The sequence below is a fragment of the Pseudomonas sp. GW101-3H06 genome (assembly GCF_059424605.1).
In genome coordinates, this window is record NZ_JBWKZO010000001.1 from 2676376 (window position 1) to 2700503 (window position 24128).

The following is a 24128-nucleotide window of genomic DNA, read 5'->3' on the forward strand; positions in this document are numbered from 1 at the left end:
GTATCGCTCATTCGAGAATGCTCATGCCTAATCGCTCACTGCACTTCAAGCTGTTCTGGACGGCGCTCACTGGAACTGTCGTCGTCATGGCGTTGCTGCTGGGTTCCATCGCCTACATCGCCTATGGCTCCTCCGTCAAAGAAACCTTTGCGCTGGTCGATACCATCGTCAAGGCCAATGCCAAGGAAGTAGAAGTCGAACTCGGTACCGGTTACACCGTGGCCGAATCCCTGGCCAGTGTCGCCACGGCGATGCAGCAACAGCAGGTCGATCGCAAGACCGCCGATGCCATGACCCGTCAGCTGTTCGAAGCCAATTCCAAGCTGCTGGGCCTTGGGCAGTACTGGGAACCCAATGCATTCGATGGCAAGGACAGTGAGTTCGTCAACCAACCGAATCATGACGCCACGGGCCGTTATCTGACCTACTGGAACCGTGCCAGTGGCACAGTGAAGTCCGAGGCGTTGAGCGGTTACACCCCGGAAAACGCCGATAACCAGTATTACTACCGGCCACTGCATACACGCCAGCCATGGGCGTCCGAGCCTTATGTCTACAGTATTGGCAGTGGTCAGCAGGTCATGCTGGTGTCGATCATGGTGCCGCTGTTGCAGGGCGGAAAAGCGGTGGGTGTGGCAGGGGTCGATATTCCGCTGGAAAGCATCAACCGTCAGCTCTCGACCATCGATGCCTACAAAGGCTACGGCGCGCTGGTTTCCAGCGATGGCCTGTACGCCAGCCATCCTGATGCCAAGCGCCTGAGCCAGCCGGCCGATGAATTGCCGGGCGCCGCCAAGGACGCGATCAAGGCGGGCAAGCCCTACAGTTTCGAACACGATGGCTGGGGTTACGTGCTGCAACCGGTGCGTATCGGCAAGGCGCCGAACAACTGGGCGTTGATGGTGGCCTACCCGCTGGACGAGGCCATGGCGGGCATCAATCATTTCCTCTACACCGCCGTGTTCATCGGCCTGGTGGCATTGCTGGTGCTGGCCATTGTGCTGTGGCACCTGCTGGCGTGGCAGATCCGCCCGCTGTCGGGGCTGACGGTCGGCATCCAGGCCTGGGGGGGCGAGTTGGGGCTGCGTTTCGAACAACGCAGTGGCGATGAAACCGGCAAGTTGGCTGGCGCGTTCAACCAATTCATCCAGCGCCTGGGCGATCTGGTGGGTTCGATTCGCCATAGCAGCACCGCACTGATGCAGATCTCCAATCACCTGGGGGATACCACCCAGGCCGTGGCCGAACGGGCGACTTCACAGCACACCGCCACCGAAGAGATGGCCAGCGGCGTCACTGCGCTGGCGCACTCGGTGACCGAAATGTCCCAGCAGGCTGAAGACGTGGAGCAACTGGCGCGCAACACCGAGGTGCTGACCACCAACATTTCCACCGACATGAGCCAGACCCTGGCCGGCATCACCCACATCGACCAGACCATGGACGTGGTTGCCGGCGCGGTGGGCGACCTGGAAAAACGTTCGCAGCAGATAGCAGGGATCATCGCGGTGATTCGCAGCATCGCCGACCAGACCAATCTGTTGGCCCTCAACGCGGCAATCGAAGCGGCGCGGGCAGGGGAGCAGGGGCGTGGTTTTGCGGTGGTGGCCGATGAAGTCCGGCAACTGGCCGAACGCACCAGTCGCTCGACCGGTGAAATCGGCGAGATGATCGGCGCCATTGGTTCGGACGTGCGCAACACTGTGGCCAACGTTCAGCAAGTTGGCGAAGCGGTGCGCCAGGGCGTGGTGCAATTGACCACCTCGGCCCAGGGCGTGGATCAGATCCGCCAGCATGCCCAGGATATTCTGACGCGCATCAGCGAAGTGGCGCGCCAGACCCAGAGCCAGGCGGCCACCGGTGAGCAACTGTCTGTGGCGATCCAGGGCGTCAGCCGCATCTCCGAACAGAACGATCATGCGATCCGCAGCCTGCTCGAACAGTCGGTACAACTGCGCGACCAGGCCGGCTCGCTGAGCCAGCAACTGACGCAATTCAGGGATTGAAATAGGCCTGTAACCAAAGTCTTATGGGAGCGGGCTTGTTCGCGAAGGCGGTGTGTCAGGCGACGCTAGTTTGCCGGTCGCACCGTCGCCGTGCTGCCGCGCAACGTCAACTCGAACGGCAGGACCACATGCCGCTGCGCCAGCGGTTTTTTCTCGATCAACGCGATCAGCATCTCGACGGCTTTCTGGCCGAACAGTTCAGCAGGTTGGGCGATGGTGGTCAGCGGCGGGTCGCAATAGGCCGCGAAGGGAATGTCGTCGAACCCCACCAGGGAAATATCCTCGGGTACACGTAAGCCCCGTTGCTTGATGCTTTTCAACGCACCGATGGCCATTTCATCGTTTTCGCAGAACAGCGCGGTGGGGCGTTCGGGCAATGCCAGCATCGCGGCGGCGCCGTCATGACCGGCTTTCAGGCTGAAGTCACCGTGACAGATCAGTGTCGGGTCGCAATCGATTCCGGCTTCGCTTAAAGCATCCTGATAACCGGCCACGCGGTCGCGGGTCAACGGGCTGCTTTTGGGACCCTTGATCAGGCCGATCCGCCGATGACCGAGTTCGATCAAATGTTCGGTCATGGCCTTGGCGGCGGCGCGATTGTCGAGGCTGATCGTGGGATGACGCCCGCCCTGGATCACTTCGCAAGCGTTGACGATGGGCGCGAGTTCGGTGTTGGGGAAGGGTTCTGAAAACGGATCGAACGCACGCAACTGGATCACGCCGTCGGCCTGATGGTTGTACACCAGTTCGGCGAACTCCCGTTCGATGTCTTCGCGGCCTTGGGTGTCGCACAGCAGCAGCCGATAGTGGGCGGCCTGTGCCGCCTGTTGCGCGCCGCTGATGACCCGGGCGAAAAAGGTGTTGGCGATGGCTGGCACCAGAATCACCAGGTTACCGGTGCGACGCGAACGAAACTGCACCGCCATCAGGTTCGGTCGGTAACCGGCCTGTTCCACGGCGGCGTTGACCTTGTCTCGGGTTTCGGGGAGCACACGCTCGGGTGACTTCAGTGTCCTTGACACCGTGGCCACCGAGACGCCGGCCAGCCGGGCTACTTCACGGATATTGGACAAGACCACCTCGTTAGCGGAACACACGGCCGGCGAGCTTACCGCAGGTCGCCGGTGCACTGAAATGGCCGTGGATGTTAATCCGCCGTTTGACACTTCGCCCGACTGCGCCTAAATTTCGGGCACGATGTAACCGGTTACATCATGACCGGTTTCCAGCCAACAGAGAGCTTTTGCGATGAACGCAGCAGTGCCGAAAATAAGAATGGGCTTTGTCGGAGGCGGCGAAGGTGCCTTCATCGCCAAAGCCCACCGTCAGGCGGCCGGGCTCGATGGCCGTTTTGAACTGGTGTGCGGTGCTTTCAGCCGCGATGCCGAAAACAATCAGAACACCGGCGTGGCGCTGGGCTTGCCGGCTTCACGCTGCTACAGCGACTGGCGGCAGATGCTCGAGGCCGAACGTGCATTGCCCGCCGAGCAACGCCTGGAGCTGGTGGTGATCGTCACCCCCAATCACCTGCACGCGCCAGTGGCCAGCCAGGCTTTGAGCGCCGGATTCCATGTGTTCAGCGAAAAACCGGCGGCGCTGAATCTGGCCGAGTTAATCGCACTCAAAACCGTGGTCGAACGCAGCAACCGCCTATACGGCCTGGCCCATACCTATCTGGGGTATCCGATGGTCTGGCAGGCGCGCGACATGGTGCGTGGCGGCGTGATCGGCCCGGTGCGCAAGGTGATCGTCGAATACCCTCAGGGCTGGCTCAGCCAGGATGTGGCCGGGCAGGGCAACAAGCAGGCAGCGTGGCGCGATCGACCCGAACAATCCGGGTTGGGCGGCTGCATCGGGGACATCGGCACCCATGCCTTTTCCCTGGCCGAGTTTGTCGCGGATAGGCCTATCCAGCATTTGAGCGCGATGCTGGGCGTGCACATCGACGGTCGCCAACTGGACGATGACGCCTCGATGCTGTTCAAGATGGCCGGCGGCGCCAGCGGGGTGCTGATCGCCAGCCAGGTCTGCGCAGGCGAAGAGAACCCGCTGAAAATCCGTGTTTACGGCGACAAGGGCGGGCTGGAGTGGCGTCAGGAAGAACCCGCCAGTCTGATCCATCGCGCCCTCGACCAACCCATGCGCATTTTGCGTTCCGGTATTGGCCAGCCGTGGTTGTGCGACGCCGCCAACCAACGCATGCGCCTGCCCGCCGGGCATCCCGAGGGCTACCTCGAAGCCATGGCCAACCTGTACGGCGACCTCGCCAATGCCATCCGTGGCGAGGTCGCCGGGCACGATGCTGCGGGCGTGCCCGGCATCGATGTTGGCCTGCGCGGCATGGCATTCATCGAGACGGCCATCGCCAACCATCGCGGCGACGCCAAGTGGACCGAACTGGTGTGCAACCCATGAATCCGGAGAAGACCGTGACCTCTCAAACCTCAGCCGGCCTGCGCGGTCCGGGGATCTTTCTCGCGCAGTTCATGTCCGCCCAAGCGCCTTTCGACACCCTGGCCAACATCGCCGGGTGGGCGGCATCCCAAGGCTACAAAGCCATTCAGTTGCCGACCCTGGGCACACAGTTCATCGACCTTGCACGGGCGGCCGAGAGCCAGAGCTATTGCGACGAATTGAAAGCCGTCTGTGCCCAGGCCGGTGTCGAGATCAGTGAATTGTCGACGCATCTGCAAGGCCAATTGGTGGCGGTGCACCCGGCGTTCGACACGCTGTTCGATGACTTCGCACCCGCACATTTGCGCGGCCAGCCCGAGGCGCGCACCGCCTGGGCCATCGACCAATTGAAACTGGCCGCCCGCGCCAGTCAGCGCCTGGGTTTGAAAGCCCATGCGACCTTTTCCGGTGCCTTGCTCTGGCCCTATATCTACCCTTGGCCGCAGCGGACGAGCGGGTTGGTCGAGCAAGGTTTTGCCGAACTGGCCCGGCGCTGGCTGCCGATTCTCGATTGTTTCGAAGAGGCCGGCGTCGACCTGTGCTACGAGATCCATCCCGGCGAAGACCTGCACGACGGCGCCTCGTTCGAGCGGTTTCTGGAGGCGGTCGATCACCATCCCCGTGCTGCGATTCTGTATGACCCCAGCCACCTGCTGCTGCAGCAAATGGACTACCTCGGCTTCATCGATCGCTACCACGCGCGCATCCGCATGTTCCACGTCAAGGACGCCGAGTTCCGCCCGGATGACCGTTCCGGTGTGTACGGCGGATATCAAGGCTGGGTGGAGCGGCCGGGGCGCTTCCGTTCCCTGGGTGATGGCCAGATCGACTTCAAATCGATCTTCAGCAAGCTGACTCAATACGACTACAGCGGTTGGGCCGTGCTGGAGTGGGAATGCTGCCTGAAGGACTCCGCGCAGGGCGCCGCAGAAGGCGCGGCATTCATCGAGCGGCACATGATCCGCAAGACCGGCAAGGCGTTCGATGATTTCGCCAGTGTGTCGGCCGACGCAGCGTTCAATCGACGACTGTTGGGGCTGCCGGACGCCTGAAACCGATCCTCTCTCACAGAAAAAACAACAATAAGACGGTGACTTTCATGACCATGATGACCGCGCGGCTCAGCGCAATGATGTTCCTGCAGTTCTTTATCTGGGGTGGCTGGTTCGTTACCCTCGGCACCTTTCTCGCCAGCACCCTGGGGGCCGGTGGCGGACAGATCGGCATGGCGTTCTCGACCCAGTCCTGGGGGGCGATCATCGCGCCGTTCGTGATCGGTCTGATCGCCGACCGCTTTTTCAATGCCGAACGCATCCTCGCGGTGCTGCACCTGGTGGGCGCGGTGTTGCTCTATCAACTGTATCGGGCGCCGGACTTCAGCACGTTTTATCCCTATGTGCTGGCATACATGATGATTTACATGCCCACCCTGGCCCTGGTCAATTCCGTGGCGTTCCGGCAGATGAGCGATCCGGCGCTGGAGTTTTCCCGAATCCGCGTGTGGGGCACCCTCGGCTGGATCGTCGCCGGCCTGGTGATCAGCTTTGTGTTTGCCTGGGACTCCCAGTCCGCGATTGCAACGGGCGGGTTGCGCAACACCTTCCTGATGTCGGCCATTGCATCCTTGTTGCTGGGCCTCTACAGCTTCACCTTGCCACGCACTGCGCCAATGAAAGCCGAGACCGGCAATGGCGGCCTCAAGCAGATGCTTGGGCTGGACGCCTTGGGGTTGCTCAAGGATCGCAGCTATCTGGTGTTCTTCATCGCCTCTATCCTGATCTGCATTCCCCTGGCGTTTTATTACCAGAATGCCAATCCGTTCCTGGCGGAAATCGGCGTGACCAACCCTACGGCGAAAATGGCCATCGGGCAGGTATCCGAAGTGTTGTTCATGTTGCTGCTGCCGCTGTTCATCCACCGCTTCGGGATCAAGATTGCGTTGCTGGTGGGCATGCTGGCGTGGGCGTTGCGCTACCTGTTGTTCGCTTACGGCAACAATGGCGACCTGGCTTTCATGCTCTTCACCGGTATCGCCTTGCACGGCATCTGCTATGACTTCTTCTTCGTGTCCGGGCAGATCTACACCGACGCCAAGGCATCGGAACGCTTCCGCAGTTCCGCCCAGGGTTTGATTACCCTGGCGACCTACGGCCTGGGCATGCTGATCGGCTTCTGGGTGGCGGGACAGGTGACGGATCACTACGCCACGACGGCGGGCGAACATGACTGGAAAAGCATCTGGCTGTTCCCGGCCGGGTTTGCCCTGGCGATTTTTTTCTGTTTTGGCATGGCGTTCAAGGGGCGGCAGGCAGCGGTGGTGCAGACGTCGGTCTGAGCCCAAGGGGGTTGTCGGATTTGGATTTGGATTTGGATTTTTGGAGGGGGTACATATCCGTTACTTCGGTAACGGCTGCTGGCGGTTTCGCTTTTACAGCGAGTCACTTGGAAAAGCCCCAAGTGACCCGCCGTAAGGGCGGAACCTTAAGTCGCCATCACCCAAATAATGGATATACACCCAACGCCAGTGTGCCCCTTCAAGACGACCAACCATCGATCACCGACCTCAAAAACTGCTTCGCCAACTCAGGCTTGTCCACCGCCCGGGCAATGAGCATGGCGCCGGCGATCGAGGCAATGACCTGCTGCGCCTGCTGAAGTTTTTCCTCCTGGCTTTCGCCTTCCACCAGCGGCATCAGGATTTCAATAAACTGCTCGATGCCTTGGGTGAATGACTGGCTGACGGTGCCGCCGGTGCGGGCCACATCGGCTGCCAGCGCGGGGATCGCGCAGCCTTCGGTCCAGTTGTCCAGGTGTTTCTGGGTCAGATAACCCTTCACCAGTTCCGGAATCGATTTGGCGTTCTGCCAATTGCGGATGTTGGTCTCAAACGTCCGGGTCACGGCCTCCGACGCCAGCTGTTCCTTGCCGCCGGGAAATTGCCCGTAAAACCCGCCGTGGGTCAGTCCGACCGAGCGTGAAAGCTCGCCGATGCCGATGCCGTCGATGCCTTTTTCGCGGTACAGCCGGGACGCGGCCGTGAGGATCGCTTCTTTGTTCGCTGCGGCCTTGTCTTTCGTGACTTTCATCAGCTGCTCCCGGGGCCAGGTGGGCCTTGCGTTGTGCAAGTCGTCGCCAAGAGGCTTGTATTGATTATGGTCGTAATATATCGTCTGCGCAAATACCAGGTGGACACGTTATGAAACGTAATGATCTGCGCGCAATTGACCTGAATCTACTGGTGGTGTTCGAAGCGCTCATCCAGGAGCGCAACGTCACCCGGGCGGCATCAAGGCTCTCGATGGGCCAACCGGCGGTCAGCGGGGCGCTGAGGCGTTTGCGGGCCTTGTTCAACGACCCCTTGTTCAAGCGCATGGGTCGGGAAATGCGGCCCACGCCCCGCGCTATTTCGGTCGCGCAGACGCTGGGCCCGGCATTGGATTGCGTGTGCAGTGCAATCGCCAATACCAAGGCTTGAGCAGGGCGATTGCCTTTTTTTTGCCCTTATACATGATGATCATCATTAATACTGATACCCAAGTTCACTTTGTTCGATTCGTCGACGCCTCGCGCGAGGCCGAGACTCCGCAAATCCCTTAACCGTCTGGCGGACACCCCCATGGAACAGTCACTTAAAGCTTTTCGTTATCCGTTTGCCGCATTGGCGCTCACCCTGCTCACCGCGTGCGACCGCGCGCCTGTCGCCGCCAATGCACCGGGGGCACCCCATGTCACCGTCGCCAAGGTTATCGAGCAGCCCATCACCGAGTGGGATGAGGTGACCGCGCGATTGGAAGCGCCGGAAACCGTCGAGGTCCGTCCACGGGTGTCGGGGCAGATTGAACGGGTGACCTTTACTGACGGCGCGCTGGTGAAGAAGGGCGACCTGCTGTTCCAGATCGATCCACGGCCGTTCGAACACGAAGTTCATCGTTTCGAAGCCCAGTTGCAACAAGCCCGGGCCACGCTGGTTCGCACCGCCAATGAAGCGCAACGCGGTCAGCGACTGCTGGGCAGCAACGCGATTTCCGCCGAACTGGCCGACACCCGCACCACCACCGCGCAAGAGGCCAGGGCCGGCGTCGATGCCATCCAGGCGCAACTCGACCTGGCACGCCTGAATCTGAGTTTTACCCGCGTCACTGCGCCGATCACCGGCCGCGTCAGCCGTGCCGAAATCACCGCCGGCAACATCGTCACCGCCGACACCACGCCGCTGACCAGCGTGGTATCGACCGACAAGGTTTACGCCTACTTCGATGCCGACGAGCGCCTGTTCCTCAAGTACGGCCAGCTCTCCCGCCAGGGGCAGCGCAGTCAGACCACACCGGTGTACATGGGCCTGTCGAACGAGGAGGGCAACACTCACCTGGGGCAGATGAACTTCGTCGACAACCGGGTCAATCCCAAGACCGGCACCATTCGTGGCCGCGCGGTATTCGACAACACCGACGGCCAATACACCCCGGGCCTGTACGCTCGCCTGAAACTGGTGGGCAGCGCGGCTTATTCCGGCCTGCTGATCAAGGACGAAGCGGTCGGCACGGACTTGGGCAAGAAGTTCGTGCTGGTGATCGATCAGGACAACAAGGCCGTGTACCGCAACGTCGATCTGGGGCCGAAGCTCGAAGGCCTGCGCATCGTGCGCGGTGGCCTGCAGAAAGACGACCGCATCGTCATCAACGGTCTGCAACGCGTTCGCCCCGGTGCCGTGGTCACCCCACAGGATGCCCCCATGGCCGACACGGAAACCGTCGCGACCCTGACCCGCCAACGCCAGGCCATCGAAGCAGGCAACCAACCGGCCATTTCGGCCCCGGCTTCCGTCAAATCACCCGCGTTGGTGAAGACAGATGCCGCGATCTCACCTCGCGGATAAGGGCGCACCGACATGAAATTCTCCCAGTTCTTTATCACGCGACCGATCTTCGCCGCGGTGCTGTCGTTGCTGATCCTGATCGCCGGCGCCATTTCGTTGTTTCAGTTGCCGATCAGCGAGTACCCCGAAGTGGTGCCACCAACCGTGGTGGTGCACGCCAGCTATCCGGGGGCCAACCCCAAGGTGATCGGCGAAACCGTCGCCGCGCCGCTGGAACAGGCCATCACCGGCGTCGAGAACATGCTGTACATGTCGTCGCAATCCACGGCGGACGGCCGCTTGACCCTCACGGTGACGTTCGCCCTGGGCACCGACCTGGACAACGCCCAGGTCCAGGTGCAAAACCGCGTGACCCGCACCGAGCCCAAGCTGCCGGATGAGGTGACGCGCATCGGCATCACTGTCGACAAGGCCTCACCGGAACTGACCTTGCTCGTGCATCTGGTTTCGCCGGACAAACGCTACGACATGCTCTACCTGTCCAACTACGCGATCCTCAACGTCAAGGATGAGCTGTCGCGTCTGAACGGCATCGGTGATGTGAAGATGTTCGGCATCGGCGACTACTCGCTGCGTATCTGGCTGGATCCGGACAAAACCGCCTCGCGCAATCTCACCGCCACCGACGTGGTCAACGCGGTGCGCGAACAGAATCGTCAGGTGGCGGCCGGGCAACTGGGTTCGCCCCCTGCGCCGAATGCCACCAGCTTCCAGATGTCGATCAACTCCCAGGGACGGCTGGTCACTGAAGAAGAGTTTGAGAACGTGATCATCCGCAGTGGCCCGGACGGCGAAATCACTCGCTTGAAGGACATTGCCCGGATCGAACTGGGTTCCAACCAATACGCCTTGCGCGCCTTGCTCAACAACCAGGAAGCGGTGGCCATGCCGATCTTCCAGCGGCCGGGCTCCAATGCCATCGACGTCTCCGACCAGGTGCGGGCGAAGATGGCCGAGCTGAAGAAGAACTTCCCGCAAGGTATGGACTACGAGATCGTCTACGACCCGACCATCTTCGTGCGCAGCTCGATTGAAGCGGTGGTGCACACGCTGTTCGAAGCACTGATCCTCGTAGTGCTGGTGGTGATCCTGTTCCTGCAAACCTGGCGCGCCTCGATCATTCCGTTGGTGGCGGTGCCGGTGTCGCTGATCGGCACCTTTGCCGTGATGCACCTGCTGGGTTTTTCGCTCAACGCGCTGTCATTGTTCGGCCTGGTACTGGCCATCGGCATCGTGGTCGACGACGCGATCGTGGTGGTGGAGAACGTCGAACGAAACATCGAATCCGGGCTGGAGCCGGTCGAGGCGACCAAAAAAGCCATGGGCGAGGTGACCGGGCCGATCATCGCCACGGCGCTGGTGCTGTGCGCGGTGTTCGTGCCGGCGGCGTTCATTTCCGGGCTCACCGGTCAGTTCTACAAGCAGTTCGCCCTGACCATCGCCATTTCCACGGTGATCTCGGCGTTCAACTCCCTGACCCTGTCGCCGGCACTGGCGGCGGTGCTGCTCAAGGCCCATGGCGCGCCGAAAGACCGCTTCTCCAAAGTGCTGGACCGGATGCTCGGCGGCTGGTTGTTCAGGCCTTTCAACCGTGTCTTCGAAAAAGCCAGCCATGGCTACGTGGTGGGCGTGGGCAAGATCGTGCGCGGCAGCAGCGTCGCCTTGCTGATCTATGCCGGCCTGATCGCCCTGACCTACATGGGCTTCAGCACCACACCGACCGGTTTTGTGCCGACCCAGGACAAGAAGTACCTGGTGACCTTCGCGCAACTGCCGGATGCGGCGAGCCTGGATCGCACTGAGTCGGTGATCCGGCGCATGAGCACCATCGCCATGAACGAACCGGGCTTTGACAGCGCCGTGGCGTTCCCGGGGCTGTCGATCAACGGCTTCACCAACAGCCCGAATGCCGGCATCGCGTTCATCGGTCTGCGTCCGTTCGATGAGCGCAAGGACCCGAGCCTGTCCGCCGGGGCGATTTCCACCTCGCTCAATGCCAAATTCGGCGAGATCCAGGACGCCTACACGGCGGTGTTCCCGCCACCGCCGGTCCAGGGCCTGGGCACCATCGGCGGCTTCCGCCTGCAGATCGAGGACCGTGGCAACCTGGGCTACGACGAACTGTACAAAGAGACCATGAACATCATTACCAAGAGCCGCAATGTGCCGGAGCTGGCCAGGGTGTTCACCAGCTACACCGTCAACGTGCCGCAAGTCGAAGCCGCCATTGACCGGGAGAAAGCCAAGACCCACGGCGTGAAAATCAACGACATCTTCGACACCTTGCAGGTGTATCTGGGCTCGCTGTATGCCAATGACTTCAACCGGTTTGGCCGGACTTACCAGGTCAACGTGCAGGCCGAGCAACAGTTCCGCCAGGAGCCGGAGCAGATTGGCCAATTGAAGGTGCGCAACGATCGCGGCGAGATGATCCCGCTGGCGACCTTCGTCAAGGTCACGCCGACCTCGGGTCCCGACCGGGTCTCGCACTACAACGGGTTCCTCACCGCGGAAATCAACGGCAGCGCGGCGCCCGGCTACAGCTCCGGCCAGGCCCAGGCGGCCATCGAAAAACTGCTGAAAGAGGAACTGCCCAACGGCATGACCTACGAGTGGACCGACCTGACCTACCAGCAGATATTGTCCGGCAACACCGCACTGCTGGTGTTCCCGCTCTGCGTGCTGTTGGCCTTCCTGGTCCTGGCGGCGTTGTACGAAAGCTGGAGCCTGCCGCTGGCGGTGATCCTGATCGTCCCCATGACCCTGCTGTCGGCGATTGCCGGGGTGATCATTTCCCAGGGCGACAACAACATCTTCACCCAGATCGGCTTGATCGTGCTGGTGGGCCTGGCATGCAAGAACGCGATCCTGATCGTCGAGTTCGCCAAGGACCGGCAAGACCAGGGCCTGTCGCCGCTGGACGCCGTACTGGACGCTTGCCGCATGCGTCTGCGGCCGATCCTGATGACCTCGTTCGCGTTCATCATGGGCGTGATCCCGCTGGTGACTTCCACCGGTGCCGGTTCGGAAATGCGCCGCGCCATGGGGGTGGCGGTGTTCTCCGGCATGCTCGGTGTGACTTTCTTCGGCCTGCTGCTGACACCGGTGTTCTTCGTCCTGATTCGCCGGTACATCGAACGCAAGACCGCTAAACAGCAAGCCCACGCGCTGAACCTGGAGGTGCAACCATGAATGCTCTGAAGCTTTTTCTGCCCAGCCTCCTGGTGACCGCGCTGGCCGCCTGCACGGTGGGGCCGGACTACAAGACCCCTGATACGCCGCCGGCCAACAGCGTTTATGCCAAAGCCGCCCACTACGATCAGTCGCGATTCGAAACGGTGTGGTGGCAACAGTTCGACGACCCCACGCTGAACCAGTTGGTGAGCAAATCCCTGGAAGGCAACCGCGACCTGCGCGTGGCCTTTGCCCGCTGGCAAGCGGCCCGGGCGATTCGCGACGACATCAGCAACGACAACCTGCCGGTGGTCACCAGTCGGGTCAGCAGCCTGCAAGGTAAATCACAGGTACCGGGCCAGACCGAAAGCCGGGTGAACACCGAACGCTACGATCTGGGCCTGGACATGGCCTGGGAAATCGACCTGTTCGGACGCATCCAGCGCGCGCTTGAGTCGAGCGATGCCCGGGAAGAGGCGGCAGCGGCGGACCTGTATCAACTGCAAGTAACCATGATTGCCGAACTGGTGGATGCCTACGGGCAACTGCGCGGTGCGCAACTGCGGGAAAAAATCGCCCTGGCCAACCTGAAGAATCAGAGCGACTCACGCAGCGTCACGGTCAGCCTGCGCGATGCCGGCGTCGGCAACGAACTCGACGTGGTACGCGCCGACGCGCGCCTGGCCGCCGTCGAAGCCAGCGTGCCACAACTGCAAGCGGAACAGGTGCGGCAGAAAAACCGCATCGCGACCTTGCTCGGTGAGCGTCCGGACCAGTTGAGCGTGTCCTTGGGCCCGAAGGATCTGCCGGCCATCGCCAAGGCGCTGCCCATCGGCGATCCCGCCGAACTGCTGCGCCGCCGCCCGGATGTACTGGCGGCCGAACGCCGGCTCGCCGCCGCAACAGCGGACGTCGGTGTGGCCACCGCCGACCTGTTCCCCCGGGTCAGCCTGAGCGGCTTCCTCGGTTTCACCGCCGGGCGCGGTTCACAAATCGGCTCGGCCGCCGCCAGAGCCTGGAGTCTCGGCCCGAGCATCACCTGGGCCGCCTTCGATCTGGGCAGCGTGCGAGCCCGCATTCGCGGCGCGGACGCCGACGCCGAAGGCGCCTTGGCCACCTATGAGCAGCAAGTGCTGCTGGCGCTGGAGGAATCGGAAAACGCGTTCAGTGACTACGGAAAACGCCAGCAGCGCTTGCTGTCGTTGATCAAACAAAGCGAGTCGAGCAGGGCGGCGGCGGATCTGGCGGGGATCCAGTACAAGGAAGGCTCCGTCGACTACCTGGTATTGCTCGATGCCGAGCGCGAACGCTTGAACGCCGAGGATGCCCAGGCGTTGGGTGAAATCGACCAGTACCGCGGCATCGTCGCGATCTACAAAGCGTTGGGAGGAGGGTGGGACACTCGTGGCAACAAGGTAGCGGCGAGGAACTGACGTTCAGTGCTTTCGGTAGAAGCGAGCTCGCTCGCGAAAAACCAATAGACGCCGCAGGGCATCTGGTTTCCCGCGTTATCGTTCACGACCATCGCGAGCAGGCTCGCTCCCACAGGTTTTCGAAGTATTTAAACGTCTTTTGCTGTGCATGTTTAAGCGCCCCCAGGATCACTTCCTGAAAGCTACAAATCCTTGCGTCATTGCCTACCGTTACGCCAGAATCCGCCGGCTTGTGCGCCTTGGGGCTGCTCGGTAACTTGATTCGCGTCACTGCCCATCAGTGATCGGGTTTCGCAGCCTGGTAATCTCTAGACGCACAACGTCTACCGTCCGTGAGCAGACTCTTCGTTAAGTCTGTCACTCCTGTCATGGCGGCTGTGCGTGGGAGACCTTAGGGTCTGCCGGGTTCCTAGAGTCCTGGTCTGCGAACCCGCGTACAGTTGCCACCTTATTTTCGTTTCGCAGCGAATGGTGGCAGCTCCATTTCTCTAGGAGTTTCAACATGTTCAAGGTCACGCCAAACCCGCCGGACACCGATCCCACATCCCCCTACGACCCCGATTCAAAAAAACTCAACGAAGCCGCCGAGCGCGCCCTCGATTTCCACTTCCCCTCGACCGCCGACATCAAGGCCACGCCGCGAACACCCAGTACCCTGTTTACCGTGAACCCGGAAACCACGACCGAGACCCTGATGGTCTATCTGGTCGAAACCCTGGCCTCGGTCGATGTGATGGTGCATCAGTTGGTGGATCATCTGGAGGGTGGAGATCGCAATGCGTTGCTGGGCATTTCCAACAGCATCATGCTGGCGGAGATCACGGCGAATCGGGTGCTGGATCAGATTGATCCGCCGCAATAGTCGCCCTTAAGCGGTTCCTTTGTGGCGAGGGAGCTCGCTCCCGCTGGACTGCGCAGCAGGCCCATTTGGGGCCGCTGCGCGCCCCACATTGCCAGACATTGAACCGTGACCCGCATAGCAAGAAGGCAGATCAAGAAAAGCGTTAATCACGACAAATCGGATGATGCCGTCCTAACGCTTGCTCAAAGCCAACCGAGCCGCGAACAGAACAAATACCAGGCCTGTCGTGCGATCCATCCACGTGATCACTTTCCCGCGTCGCAGAACGCCGGCAAGCGGTTGAGTGGCGCCAATCAACGTCGAAGACCACATCAGGCCGAGCACCACATGAATACTGACCAGACCAAATGTCCAGGCAATCAGGTTGTGCCCCTGGGGGATGAACTGCGGTAGAAAGGAAACATAGAAAATCCCGATCTTGGGATTGAGGACGTTCCCCATCATGCCCTTCAAGAACCAGTTTGCCTTTGGCGTTCCATCTGCCTCAAGGGGCGACAATGAACTGCGTGGACGCAGCAGCATGTTCAATCCGAGCCATGCCAGGTAAGCGGCGCCGCAGTACTTCAACAGGCTGTACGCCAACTCCGACACCGCAATCAAGGCACCCAGGCCAAACGCGACCGCAGCCCCCCACAATAGGCAGCCGGCATTGATACCCAGTGCGGCGCGGAACGCCTGTTGCTTGCCTTCTACCGTTGCCGTTCTCAATACCAAAGCGGTATCAAGCCCGGGTGTGAGGGTTAGCAGAGTGGCGGCGAGGGTAAAGGCGAGGAGGTTGTCAGCAATGGACATCGGCGTATGACTTTCAGGTGATGACGCGCGAACGTTAGCACATGGCCAGATCGCCGTTTCACTGAGGGCTGCAACAGAGAGAATTATCCCCGCTTCGTAGAGAACATCGCTGGCATTTGAAGATGCAGGTAGATGGCCAAAAACCTCAGGCCAAAGGTGAAAATCAAAGCGATCCAACCGGCGACCCAGATCGACGGGAACAGGTCACGTAGCGCGACGTAGAGGGTGCACCCGAGCAAGATCGGCGTGGCGTAGATCTCACGCGACATCAACAGTGAAACTCTCCCAGCCAGCACATCGCGTGCTATACCGCCTCCAATGCTGGTGAGTACTCCCATCATCACTGCCAAGGGTGCGGATTGGTACAGTGCCAGTACTTTCTCGGTAGCCGCCAGCCCAAACAGCGCAGCGGCCAGACCATCGAGATAGAGCAGCAGGCGGTAACGTCTTTGCAAGCGTTGGGTCAGGAAAAACGCCAGCAGTGCGGCAATCAACGCAGCCCAGATGTAATTGAAGTCAGCGATCCAGAAAATCGGTAGATCCAACAACAAATCTCGCAAGGTGCCGCCGCCGATAGCGGTGATGATGCCAAGCACCACCGCACCGAACAAATCAACATCGGCCTTTTGGATAGCCAGTACACCGGTTATCGAGAACACGGCAATGCCTAGCATTTCCTGAAAATAAAGCATGCTGCCTTCCTGTCTCGGTTTACCTGTCGTCCAACTCTGTTGTGACAGTAGCCCAAGATGGAAAAATCGCTTTTCGGGAGCCTGGTGACCTCTGCACGATTCAACCCGATGGCTTCCCTTTGCACTTCGGGACTACGCTGAATCGATGCAGGTCGCCCATCAATTCCGACCCGTCATGCACTGCATCCACCCTTGGAGCGTCCAATGCCGCCCATCACCACGCGCCTGGTGGCGCTGTCTGTTCTTTGCCTGACGCTTGGAGTGCCAGCCCAGGCCAGTGGCTGTCCGGCTGGCGAGCGAGAGGTGTGCCTGGATAGCTGCATTTGCCTGCCAGACCTGGGACCGCTGCTCGGCACCGTGCCGGATGGCATTCACCAGATCGCGGCGCCTGCCCTGGCGTTGTGGCTGACCCAGGCGCGTGCCGAAGCCGCCGCCGTCGGCCTGCAACCCATTCCACCGAATGTCCGTGAGCAACTGCTGAATTGGTACGCCCCCAGCGTCCTCGATGCCGCTCACTATAAAGTCAGCGATAACGGTCAATTCAGCGCCGCCACCGCCATGCTGCAAAACCCTGATGTGGGTGCCGTGACGCTGATCGACATCATCCTGTTCCGGGACGCTCAAAGCGCAGAACAAGACATCGCGCTCTGGGCTCACGAACTCAAGCATGTGCAGCAGTTTCAGGAATGGGGAGTAGAAGGATTTGCCCAGCGCTACACACAGGATTTCGATGCCGTGGAGGCGCCGGCCTATGCCATACAGGCTGAGGTCAGACGGGCGCTGCGGGACAGGACTTACTGAAAGGATCAGCTCTCGGTGGAAATGATCGAGTCGGGACTGGCTTCCGCCGCCAGCTTCAATCGGTCGGCTTTACTGATGTATTTAGGCTTCTTCGGTGCCAATTTGGCACTGGCCTTCTTGGCGTGCGCCTTTAATAACTGCTTTATTTTCTTTTGACGATTCATGAGTTCCTGCCCGGCTTGTGCATGCTTGAATGTTTCGGATTGCATCATAAACCAGATCCCCGTCCGCTACTTTCGGCTTTCACGCGCTGGATAACGCCGGCTAGGGGGCTCACCGAACGTTCATACCTTTTACCGGGATTGATCACCCTAAAGTGCAAGCTCGCTATACCCCCGTATGGTATCGGCCGTGGTGCATCGCGATGCAGACTGGTTCCCAACGCGATTCGTCGCTCTGGCACACAGAGAGCGGCGTTCGCATCAGGTTTTTGACCCAGGCAATCGGAGAGCGACCATGACCCTGCAAAACATGAGTTTGCACAACACCCCACACCCTCAAGGGGTAGGTTTCGAGGAGCTGGTGCCTTCGCGCTATGCGCTGCGTGTCGGCGAGATTGACGTGCTGGTGGTCAGCGACGGGGTGCTGCCGCTGCCGACCGCAACCATGTCCACCAATGCCGACCCCGCCGCTCGCGCGGCCTGGTTCAAGGACATGTTCCTGGGACCCGACGCGTTCGACTGGGCGTTGAATGTACTGGTGGTGCGCAGCGGCGAGCAGACCATCCTCGTCGATGCCGGACTGGGAGGGCAGTTTCCCGGTTTTCCGCGGGCCGGGCAGTTTCCCAAGCGGCTGGCGGGTGCCGGTATCGAACTTGAGTCGGTGACCGACGTGGTGATCACCCATATGCACATGGACCACATTGGCGGGTTGCTCGTCGATGAGGTGAAGAGCCGATTGCGTGCGGATGTGCGGATCCACGTGTCGGCTACCGAAGTCGCGTTCTGGGAATCACCCGATTTCGCGCTCACCGACATGCCGTCGCCGGTACCGGACGTCCTGCGCGCGACCGCCAATCAGTTCATGACCGACTATCGCAACCAAGTGCGCACATTCGAAGATGAATACGAGGTGGCACCGGGTGTACTCGTCAAGCTCACCGGCGGCCATACCCCGGGGCACAGCGTGGTCTATGTGAACTCCGGCGGCGAGCGGCTGACGTTCGCCGGCGATGCGCTGTTCCCGGTCGCCTTTGAACACCCCGACTGGCACAACGGCTTTGAACATGACCCTGAGGAATCGGTTCGCGTTCGGGTCCGCCTTATGCAAGAAGCGGCGGCGAGCGGCGAGCTGTTTGTCGCCACGCACCTGCCGTTTCCTTCGGTCGGCCGGGTGAAAGTCGACGGTGAGGCCTTTCGCTGGGTCGCGGCCTTCTGGGACTACTGACCGCTTGATGGCTTTGCGCTTCTGTCCAGACCCGCCCGCTTACGCAAGGTGATGAGGCTGGACAGAGCGCACCCGCGCGCAACATTCAAAGCCAATGCCGACTGACCGCCCCATGCACACCCTGAACCGGATCCCGCTCGGGAAACGGCAGTTCGAGAATACTCGCCAGTTGTTCCTGAGTCGGCGCATCGCGACAGATGTCGGCGTGCTGGCCCGGTGGGTAGGCACCCACCACCAGAAAGTCATCGCTGGACTCGTTATTGCAGTGAGCGATGCCCACAGGTAACAGCAGGACATCGCCAGCGCTGACTTCCAGCACCCGACCCTGCGGGCCCCCCAGCATCAGGCGCGCGAAGCCGCTGACAATGCCCAATACTTCATGGCCCTGGGTGTGATAGTGGTGGTAGTCGTGAATGCCATACCGCCATTGCGGCGGCCAGCCATTGGCGCTGAAGATATTTTCGAACAAAGCCGCCGGGTCACTTGGTTGAATGGCAATGGCCTTGATGTAAATGAGCACCGGTAAGCGAGGGTTGTTGGGCACCCAGTCATTGCGGTCGAGCAACAAGGTTTGTACGGGAGCATCCACAGCCTGCGACCTAACCATCAGAAGTCCTCCCCCTATTGGGCATAGCTTTGACATCAGCTTTTTGAAAGCGCCACTAACGAGTGGGACATTCGATATTCTTCGGTTGTTCATGAGAATGTCGCGAGTTTTTTGGGTGGCCAATAGTGGCTAAATGCTCTGCAGGCTCGGGAAGCGCTGTGGCTCTGGTCGCATAAATTTGAATTGCACGGCGATGCTCGACAGAATCACGCCCCTATCCGACCAAAGGTGCCGGAACGTTCGTGCTGAAAAAGGGGTTGCAGTTGAACCAACAGACATTGTCCATGCGCCTGGAGCGTGTGGCGGCACATGTGCCATCAGGTGCGCGCCTGGCCGATATCGGCTCGGACCACGGCTACCTGCCGGTGGCGTTGATGCGCCGCGGCGTCATTGAGGCGGCGGTGGCTGGCGAGGTGGCATTGACCCCGTTTCACGCGGCTGAACGCACTATGCGCGAGAGTGGTCTGCACCAGCGGATCACTGTGCGCCTGGCCAATGGCCTGGCAGCGATCGAGCCGGGAGACGGGATCACGGCGATCAGCCTCTGCGGCATGGGCGGGGAGACGATCCGCGACATCCTCGACAGCGGCAAGGCACGCCTGAGTGGCCGCGAGCGTCTGATTCTGCAGCCCAACGGCGGCGAGCAGCCACTGCGCCAATGGCTGATGGAGAATGACTATCGAATCCTCTGCGAGGACGTGCTGCGCGAAGACCGCTTCGACTACGAAATCATCGTCGCCGAGCGCGACGGGCCGGTGATCTACACCGCCGAGGAGTTGTACTTCGGCCCGTTGCAGATGCAGGTCCGCAGCCCGGCGTTCCTGCTCAAGTGGCAGCGCCGGCTGCGCCAGAAACAGAAGACCCTGACCAGCTTCGCCAAGGCACGGCAGGCCGTTCCCGAAGAGAAGGTACAGGACGTTGCCCGCCAGGCCCGGTGGATTACCGAGCTGCTGGCGTGAACCCGGTCCGTTTTGCCATTCACAACTTGTAGCCAATCTGGCGCAGCAGGTTCTTGCGCCACAGGATGTCTTCGTCGCCTTCAATGTCTTTGGCACAGTAGCCATCCACGACGCCCAGGATGGCTCGCCCTTGTTCCGTCTCGGCCAGAATCACTTCAGTTGGATTGGCTGTGGCACAAAAAATACGGCATACCTCTGGAACCGCTTTGAGGGTGTTCAGCACGTTCAGCGGATAAAAACCGTCGCCCAGGAAAATGATGAAACTATGGCCGGCGGCGATGGCTTGCGCATTCTTCTGCGCCAGCTCGATCATTGAGGTGTCGGTGCCGGACCATCGCACCAGGCATTTACCGGAGGCTTCACAAAAGGCCACGCCAAACTGGATACCTGGCACGGCATTGACCAGCGCTTCGTGGATGTCTTCGACGGATTTGATGAAATGCGTCTGACCCAAAATGAAGTTCGTCAGCTCCGGCTTGTCGATTTTCAACGTGATGAGTTGCATTTCAAACACCTCCTTTCACGATGTGGCTGCCAGCGTCTGGCAACAGATCAAGCATAGCTACTCATGCCCCGCGCAACAGCGCAGCAACTACCCGGCACGCTCAGGTTATACCCCTGCGCTCTATCAACTGTGAGAAAACAGACTAGCCAAAGGCATTGATTATAGTCGGCCAGCCACTAGCCTCGATCGCAGGCAATGGACGAATAAGTTGCGGGAAATGCGGCTCTGAATAATCGGCGCACTACGCCATGATGACAGGAGAGCGTTCATGAGCGAGCGAAGCAATGCTGCGTTGCTGAGATTTGATCCTGCGTTCGGGCCGTTGCGCGATGGCCTTTCGGTCGCTCAGCAGATAGGCGACACACTGTGGGTGGCCAACGACGAAACCACAAACCTGGAACGCCTGAAAATCCAGGACGCTGCACCCGGCGAAGGGGTGACGTGCAATGAGCACCAATCCTTCCCGCTCATGGATTACCTCGACCTGCCCATACCGAAGCAAGACGCCGAGGTCGATATCGAGGGATTGGCCTATGACGACGACAGTGGTTACCTCTGGGTGGTGGGCTCCCATAGCCTGAAGCGAAAGAAGGCTGAGGCCGACAGGCCGGCGCAGAAGAATATCCAGCGGCTATCGACGGTAGAGGCGGACGGCAACCGCTTTTTACTGGCCCGCATCCCGGTGGTACGGCAGAACGATGGTTATACCCTCGCCAGGACGGTGGACGCCGATGGGCGTTCGGCGGCGCAGCTACATGGCGATAAGGTCGGTAACGACCTGACCGCGGAAATTGCTGAAGATGATCAGCTACGCCATTTCCTGAGTATCCCGGGTAAAGACAACGGTTTCGATATTGAAGGTTTGGTGGTGATCGGCTCGCGCCTTTTGCTGGGGCTGCGAGGACCGGTCCTTCGCGGCTGGGCTGTGCTGTTGGAGATCGAGCCCGAACTGGATGATGGCTCGACTGACACGCTGGTCCTCAAGAAGATCGGCCCAGGTGGGCGCCGCTACCGTAAGCACTTCTTTGCGCTAAACGGCCTGGGGGTGCGTGACCTATGCATGAGCGGCGACGATCTGTTGATCATGGCGGGTCCCACCATGGAGCTGGACGGTCCGGTGACAGTCTTGCGTTGGCACGGTGGTTTCGCGCCAAAGGAGGAAAGCGTGGTCTTTGCCGATCAATTGGAAACGGTGCTGGAGGTGCCTATTGGGCAAGGCAACGATCATGCCGAGGGCATGTGTCTGTTCGAGTCGGGGAAACAGCGTGGGGAGGTTCTGCTGATCCTCTACGACGCCGCGGCGCAGCGTCGCAAACACGGCGATACGGACGTGGAAGGGGATCTGTTCATCCTGAAATAGCCCCTACCTCGACGACATAGATACTGCGTTTCAAGCCGCGCAACGTTCGCATTCAGCTCGCCATGATTAAAAAGCAGGACATATGTATCGCTGTGTATCCCAACCCCGTGTTCGGAGACTGGCTTACAAATGCCCCTCGATCCGGATACATCCGGGATACACGTGTGCAGTCAAATAGCCCTGCCTCAGCGAGAAAGCAAACGCCCTCGCACCACGGCTTATTGCCCTTGTGGCATGACCCTTAGCGGCCTGGCCGCACACTGTATCCGGAGTAACAACCATGTCCCGTATGTCGAATAAATCCCGCATTGGCCTGATCGCAGTTGCACTGGCCGGCAGCATGAACCTCGCTTCGACCGCCTTCGCCGCTGACGCATTGCCACAAGGCTACCAACTCGCTGCCGCGGAAAAGACCAGCGAAGGCAAATGTGGCGAAGGCAAGTGCGGCGCCGATGAAGCCAAAGCGACCAAGGCCGGTGAAGGCAAGTGTGGCGAAGGCAAGTGCGGTGCCGATGAAGCCGGCGCCAAAGTGACCAAGGCCGGTGAAGGCAAGTGTGGTGAAGGTAAATGCGGCGATGCTTCCTTCGCCCGTACCGACACTGACCACGACGGCCGCGTTTCCCTGAAAGAACTGCTGGCCGTGGCGCCGAAGGGCGGTGAAGAGTTCAAGGCGATGGACACCAACAAAGACGGTTTCCTCTCCGAAGGCGAGGTCTACAAATTCCGCACCAACCAGTTCACCTCCAACGGCAAGAAAGTACCGACCGAGCTGTTCACCAACATGGCCAAAGCCAAAAACTGATTGTATTGCGTAAACCCAACCTCCCCAGGTTTGTAACCGGGGAGGTTTTTTATGCCTGAAAAAAAACGGTCAGTGGAAAGCACTGCGATAGGCAAAAAGCCCAGGCAACCCACCCGTCATTACAAACAACACATGGCTGCCCGCCGGGTAGTCGCCCCGGCGCACGGCGGCCAACAAACCGGCGAACGCCTTGCCGCCGTAGACCGGGTCGGTGAGCAGGCCCTCATGGGAGGCCAGCAGGCGCACCGCTTCAAGCATCGCGTCGGTGGGCGCGCCGTAGGCTTCGCCGCGTTGGCTGCCGTCGACGTTGATGACGCTGTCGGCCAGCGAGGTGGCGGGGGCGAGGAGTTGCAACACCTGCCGGGTTTTTTCCAGGGTTAACGCCGATGCTTGTTCTTCGGTGGCCAGCACCGAATAGCCGACGATTTTCGTGGAGGCCTGGGCCAGCGTGACACCGGCCAGCAGGCCTGAGTGGGTACCGGCGCTACCGTTGGGAACGATGATCTGGTCGAACTGAATGCCGAGATCATCGGCCTGACGCAGGATTTCGCCGGCGCAGGCGGCATAACCCAGACTGCCCCGGGGGCTGGAGCCGCCCAATGGCATGACGAAGGGTTTTTTTCCTTGGGCCTTGAGCTTTTCCACTAACTCGGCGGCGAAGATGTCAGGTGCGACGCCTTTGGCAAGGCGATGGATTTTCGCGCCGAAAAGCCCGTCCAGTATGACGTTGCCGTTGTAGCAAAAGTCGTCATCGTCGCGCACGGCGGATGGGGTCAGGATCAGCTCGCAAGCCACACCCTGACGAGCCGCGACAGCGGCGGTCAAGCGGGCGTGGTTGGATTGCAGACCGCCCCAGGTCACCAGGGTATCGGCGCCCTCGGCCAGTGCTTCGCCCAGCAGGAACTCCAGCTTGCGCAGTTTGTTGCCGCCGCCGCCGAGACCGGTCAAGTCGTCGCGTTTGACGTAGAGGTTGCAGCCGTTCATTTCCGGCAGCCGACTGAGTCGGGAGAGTTTCTGGATCGGTGTCGGGCCTTCGAGCAGTGTCGCCCGGGGGTAGGCGGCCAGTGCGGCATCAAGATGGGTCAAGTCGTGGGGCATGAAGGATCACTCTTGGGCGTGAGGGAACGGAGTGGATCGATCACTGTAAAAAGCTGTGGCGCGAAGATATACCGCTCGCCCGGAATTTCTGTTGATACACCGTGTAATCAAATGACGCAGATGGCGTGGTTGTACCCATACCTTTGTGGGAGCGAGCCTGCTCGCGAAGAGGCCGGTACATCCTCCACAGTCTCTGTGGTTGGGCTGCCGTCTTCGCGAGCAGGCTCGCTCCCACATTGGATTGGGGTACGCGTATCTTTTTTACAGATAGCACTTGCCTGTTTAATTCGTTTCTTGAGATATCGACTTCGCGCGTAGAGT

The 24128-nt window shown here is 60.5% G+C and carries 22 protein-coding genes; 14 read left to right on the forward strand and 8 right to left on the reverse strand.

Annotation, left to right across the window (positions count from 1 at the left end; genetic code table 11):
- Positions 1-23: 23 nt before the first annotated feature.
- Positions 24-2006, forward strand: coding sequence for a methyl-accepting chemotaxis protein (locus AC07ZE_RS12315; RefSeq protein ID WP_207264908.1), 1983 nt, complete (start codon positions 24-26; stop codon positions 2004-2006).
- A gap of 65 nt (positions 2007-2071) precedes the next feature.
- Here the strand turns inward: AC07ZE_RS12315 and AC07ZE_RS12320 are convergent, their stop codons facing one another.
- The gene (locus AC07ZE_RS12320; RefSeq protein WP_207264911.1) at positions 2072-3079 is read right to left on the reverse strand and encodes a LacI family DNA-binding transcriptional regulator; all 1008 of its coding nucleotides are present in this window, start codon (positions 3077-3079) and stop codon (positions 2072-2074) included.
- A 175-nt stretch (positions 3080-3254) separates the two neighbouring features.
- Between AC07ZE_RS12320 and AC07ZE_RS12325 the strand changes: the two genes are divergently transcribed.
- The 3 genes from AC07ZE_RS12325 to AC07ZE_RS12335 are packed head-to-tail and all read left to right on the forward strand — an operon-like array spanning position 3255 to position 6795.
- Positions 3255-4421 carry a Gfo/Idh/MocA family protein gene (locus tag AC07ZE_RS12325; protein ID WP_207264913.1) on the forward strand — a complete coding sequence of 389 codons (1167 nt, stop codon included), beginning with the start codon at positions 3255-3257 and terminating at the stop codon, positions 4419-4421.
- Positions 4418-5512 carry a sugar phosphate isomerase/epimerase family protein gene (locus AC07ZE_RS12330; protein WP_207264915.1) on the forward strand — a complete coding sequence of 365 codons (1095 nt, stop codon included), beginning with the start codon at positions 4418-4420 and terminating at the stop codon, positions 5510-5512. The genes AC07ZE_RS12325 and AC07ZE_RS12330 overlap by 4 nt, the downstream gene beginning before the upstream one ends.
- 47 nt (positions 5513-5559) lie before the next feature.
- Positions 5560-6795: a nucleoside permease gene (locus AC07ZE_RS12335; protein ID WP_207264917.1), complete on the forward strand. Its 1236-nt coding sequence runs from the start codon at positions 5560-5562 to the stop codon at positions 6793-6795.
- Between the two features lie 199 nt (positions 6796-6994).
- On the opposite strand, the gene AC07ZE_RS12340 is transcribed toward AC07ZE_RS12335, so the two are convergent.
- Complete coding sequence (locus AC07ZE_RS12340; RefSeq protein ID WP_095193660.1) at positions 6995-7546, reverse strand: TetR/AcrR family transcriptional regulator; 552 nt, start codon at positions 7544-7546, stop codon at positions 6995-6997.
- Positions 7547-7656: 110 nt separating this feature from the next.
- Between AC07ZE_RS12340 and AC07ZE_RS12345 the strand changes: the two genes are divergently transcribed.
- The 5 genes from AC07ZE_RS12345 (at position 7657) to AC07ZE_RS12365 (ending at position 14805) form a co-directional block, all read left to right on the forward strand.
- Positions 7657-7935: a LysR family transcriptional regulator gene (locus tag AC07ZE_RS12345; RefSeq protein WP_207264919.1), complete on the forward strand. Its 279-nt coding sequence runs from the start codon at positions 7657-7659 to the stop codon at positions 7933-7935.
- A 141-nt stretch (positions 7936-8076) separates the two neighbouring features.
- Positions 8077-9336: a multidrug efflux RND transporter periplasmic adaptor subunit MexE gene (gene mexE, locus AC07ZE_RS12350; RefSeq protein ID WP_207264921.1), complete on the forward strand. Its 1260-nt coding sequence runs from the start codon at positions 8077-8079 to the stop codon at positions 9334-9336.
- 12 nt (positions 9337-9348) lie between these two features.
- Positions 9349-12528 (forward strand): efflux RND transporter permease subunit, encoded by a 3180-nt coding sequence (locus AC07ZE_RS12355; RefSeq protein ID WP_207264923.1) that lies wholly within the window; start codon positions 9349-9351, stop codon positions 12526-12528.
- Positions 12525-13943 (forward strand): efflux transporter outer membrane subunit, encoded by a 1419-nt coding sequence (locus tag AC07ZE_RS12360; RefSeq protein WP_207264925.1) that lies wholly within the window; start codon positions 12525-12527, stop codon positions 13941-13943. Before AC07ZE_RS12355 ends, AC07ZE_RS12360 begins: the two co-directional genes overlap by 4 nt.
- A 502-nt stretch (positions 13944-14445) precedes the next feature.
- Complete coding sequence (locus AC07ZE_RS12365) at positions 14446-14805, forward strand: DUF6124 family protein (RefSeq protein WP_207264927.1); 360 nt, start codon at positions 14446-14448, stop codon at positions 14803-14805.
- Between the two features lie 171 nt (positions 14806-14976).
- Here AC07ZE_RS12365 and AC07ZE_RS12370 read toward each other — a convergent pair whose 3' ends face one another.
- Both AC07ZE_RS12370 and AC07ZE_RS12375 read right to left on the reverse strand, forming a co-directional pair.
- Positions 14977-15597, reverse strand: coding sequence for a LysE family translocator (locus AC07ZE_RS12370; RefSeq protein ID WP_207264928.1), 621 nt, complete (start codon positions 15595-15597; stop codon positions 14977-14979).
- 83 nt (positions 15598-15680) lie between these two features.
- Positions 15681-16289, reverse strand: coding sequence for a trimeric intracellular cation channel family protein (locus AC07ZE_RS12375; RefSeq protein ID WP_207264930.1), 609 nt, complete (start codon positions 16287-16289; stop codon positions 15681-15683).
- Positions 16290-16493: 204 nt separating this feature from the next.
- On the opposite strand from AC07ZE_RS12375, the gene AC07ZE_RS12380 reads away from it, so the two are divergent.
- Complete coding sequence (locus AC07ZE_RS12380) at positions 16494-17090, forward strand: eCIS core domain-containing protein (protein ID WP_207264932.1); 597 nt, start codon at positions 16494-16496, stop codon at positions 17088-17090.
- Between the two features lie 5 nt (positions 17091-17095).
- On the opposite strand, the gene AC07ZE_RS12385 is transcribed toward AC07ZE_RS12380, so the two are convergent.
- Positions 17096-17254 (reverse strand): DUF2986 domain-containing protein, encoded by a 159-nt coding sequence (locus AC07ZE_RS12385; RefSeq protein WP_207267803.1) that lies wholly within the window; start codon positions 17252-17254, stop codon positions 17096-17098.
- A gap of 292 nt (positions 17255-17546) precedes the next feature.
- Between AC07ZE_RS12385 and AC07ZE_RS12390 the strand changes: the two genes are divergently transcribed.
- A complete protein-coding gene (locus tag AC07ZE_RS12390; RefSeq protein WP_207264934.1) occupies positions 17547-18476 on the forward strand; it encodes an MBL fold metallo-hydrolase in 930 nt (309 codons plus the stop codon).
- Between the two features lie 85 nt (positions 18477-18561).
- Here AC07ZE_RS12390 and AC07ZE_RS12395 read toward each other — a convergent pair whose 3' ends face one another.
- The gene (locus AC07ZE_RS12395) at positions 18562-19083 is read right to left on the reverse strand and encodes a cupin (protein ID WP_207264937.1); all 522 of its coding nucleotides are present in this window, start codon (positions 19081-19083) and stop codon (positions 18562-18564) included.
- Positions 19084-19346: 263 nt separating this feature from the next.
- Here AC07ZE_RS12395 and AC07ZE_RS12400 point away from each other — a divergent pair, with 263 nt between their 5' ends.
- A complete protein-coding gene (locus AC07ZE_RS12400) occupies positions 19347-20042 on the forward strand; it encodes a tRNA (adenine(22)-N(1))-methyltransferase (RefSeq protein WP_310650366.1) in 696 nt (231 codons plus the stop codon).
- 19 nt (positions 20043-20061) lie between these two features.
- On the opposite strand, the gene AC07ZE_RS12405 is transcribed toward AC07ZE_RS12400, so the two are convergent.
- The gene (locus AC07ZE_RS12405; protein ID WP_207264939.1) at positions 20062-20547 is read right to left on the reverse strand and encodes an adenosine-specific kinase; all 486 of its coding nucleotides are present in this window, start codon (positions 20545-20547) and stop codon (positions 20062-20064) included.
- 268 nt (positions 20548-20815) lie between these two features.
- Here AC07ZE_RS12405 and AC07ZE_RS12410 point away from each other — a divergent pair, with 268 nt between their 5' ends.
- Positions 20816-21907, forward strand: a complete 1092-nt coding sequence (locus AC07ZE_RS12410) for a DUF3616 domain-containing protein (RefSeq protein WP_207264941.1) — start codon at positions 20816-20818, stop codon at positions 21905-21907.
- Between the two features lie 280 nt (positions 21908-22187).
- A complete protein-coding gene (locus tag AC07ZE_RS12415; protein WP_207264943.1) occupies positions 22188-22709 on the forward strand; it encodes an HvfA family oxazolone/thioamide-modified RiPP metallophore in 522 nt (173 codons plus the stop codon).
- A gap of 69 nt (positions 22710-22778) precedes the next feature.
- Here AC07ZE_RS12415 and AC07ZE_RS12420 read toward each other — a convergent pair whose 3' ends face one another.
- Positions 22779-23807 (reverse strand): D-cysteine desulfhydrase family protein, encoded by a 1029-nt coding sequence (locus AC07ZE_RS12420; RefSeq protein ID WP_207264945.1) that lies wholly within the window; start codon positions 23805-23807, stop codon positions 22779-22781.
- Positions 23808-24128: the final 321 nt, after the last annotated feature.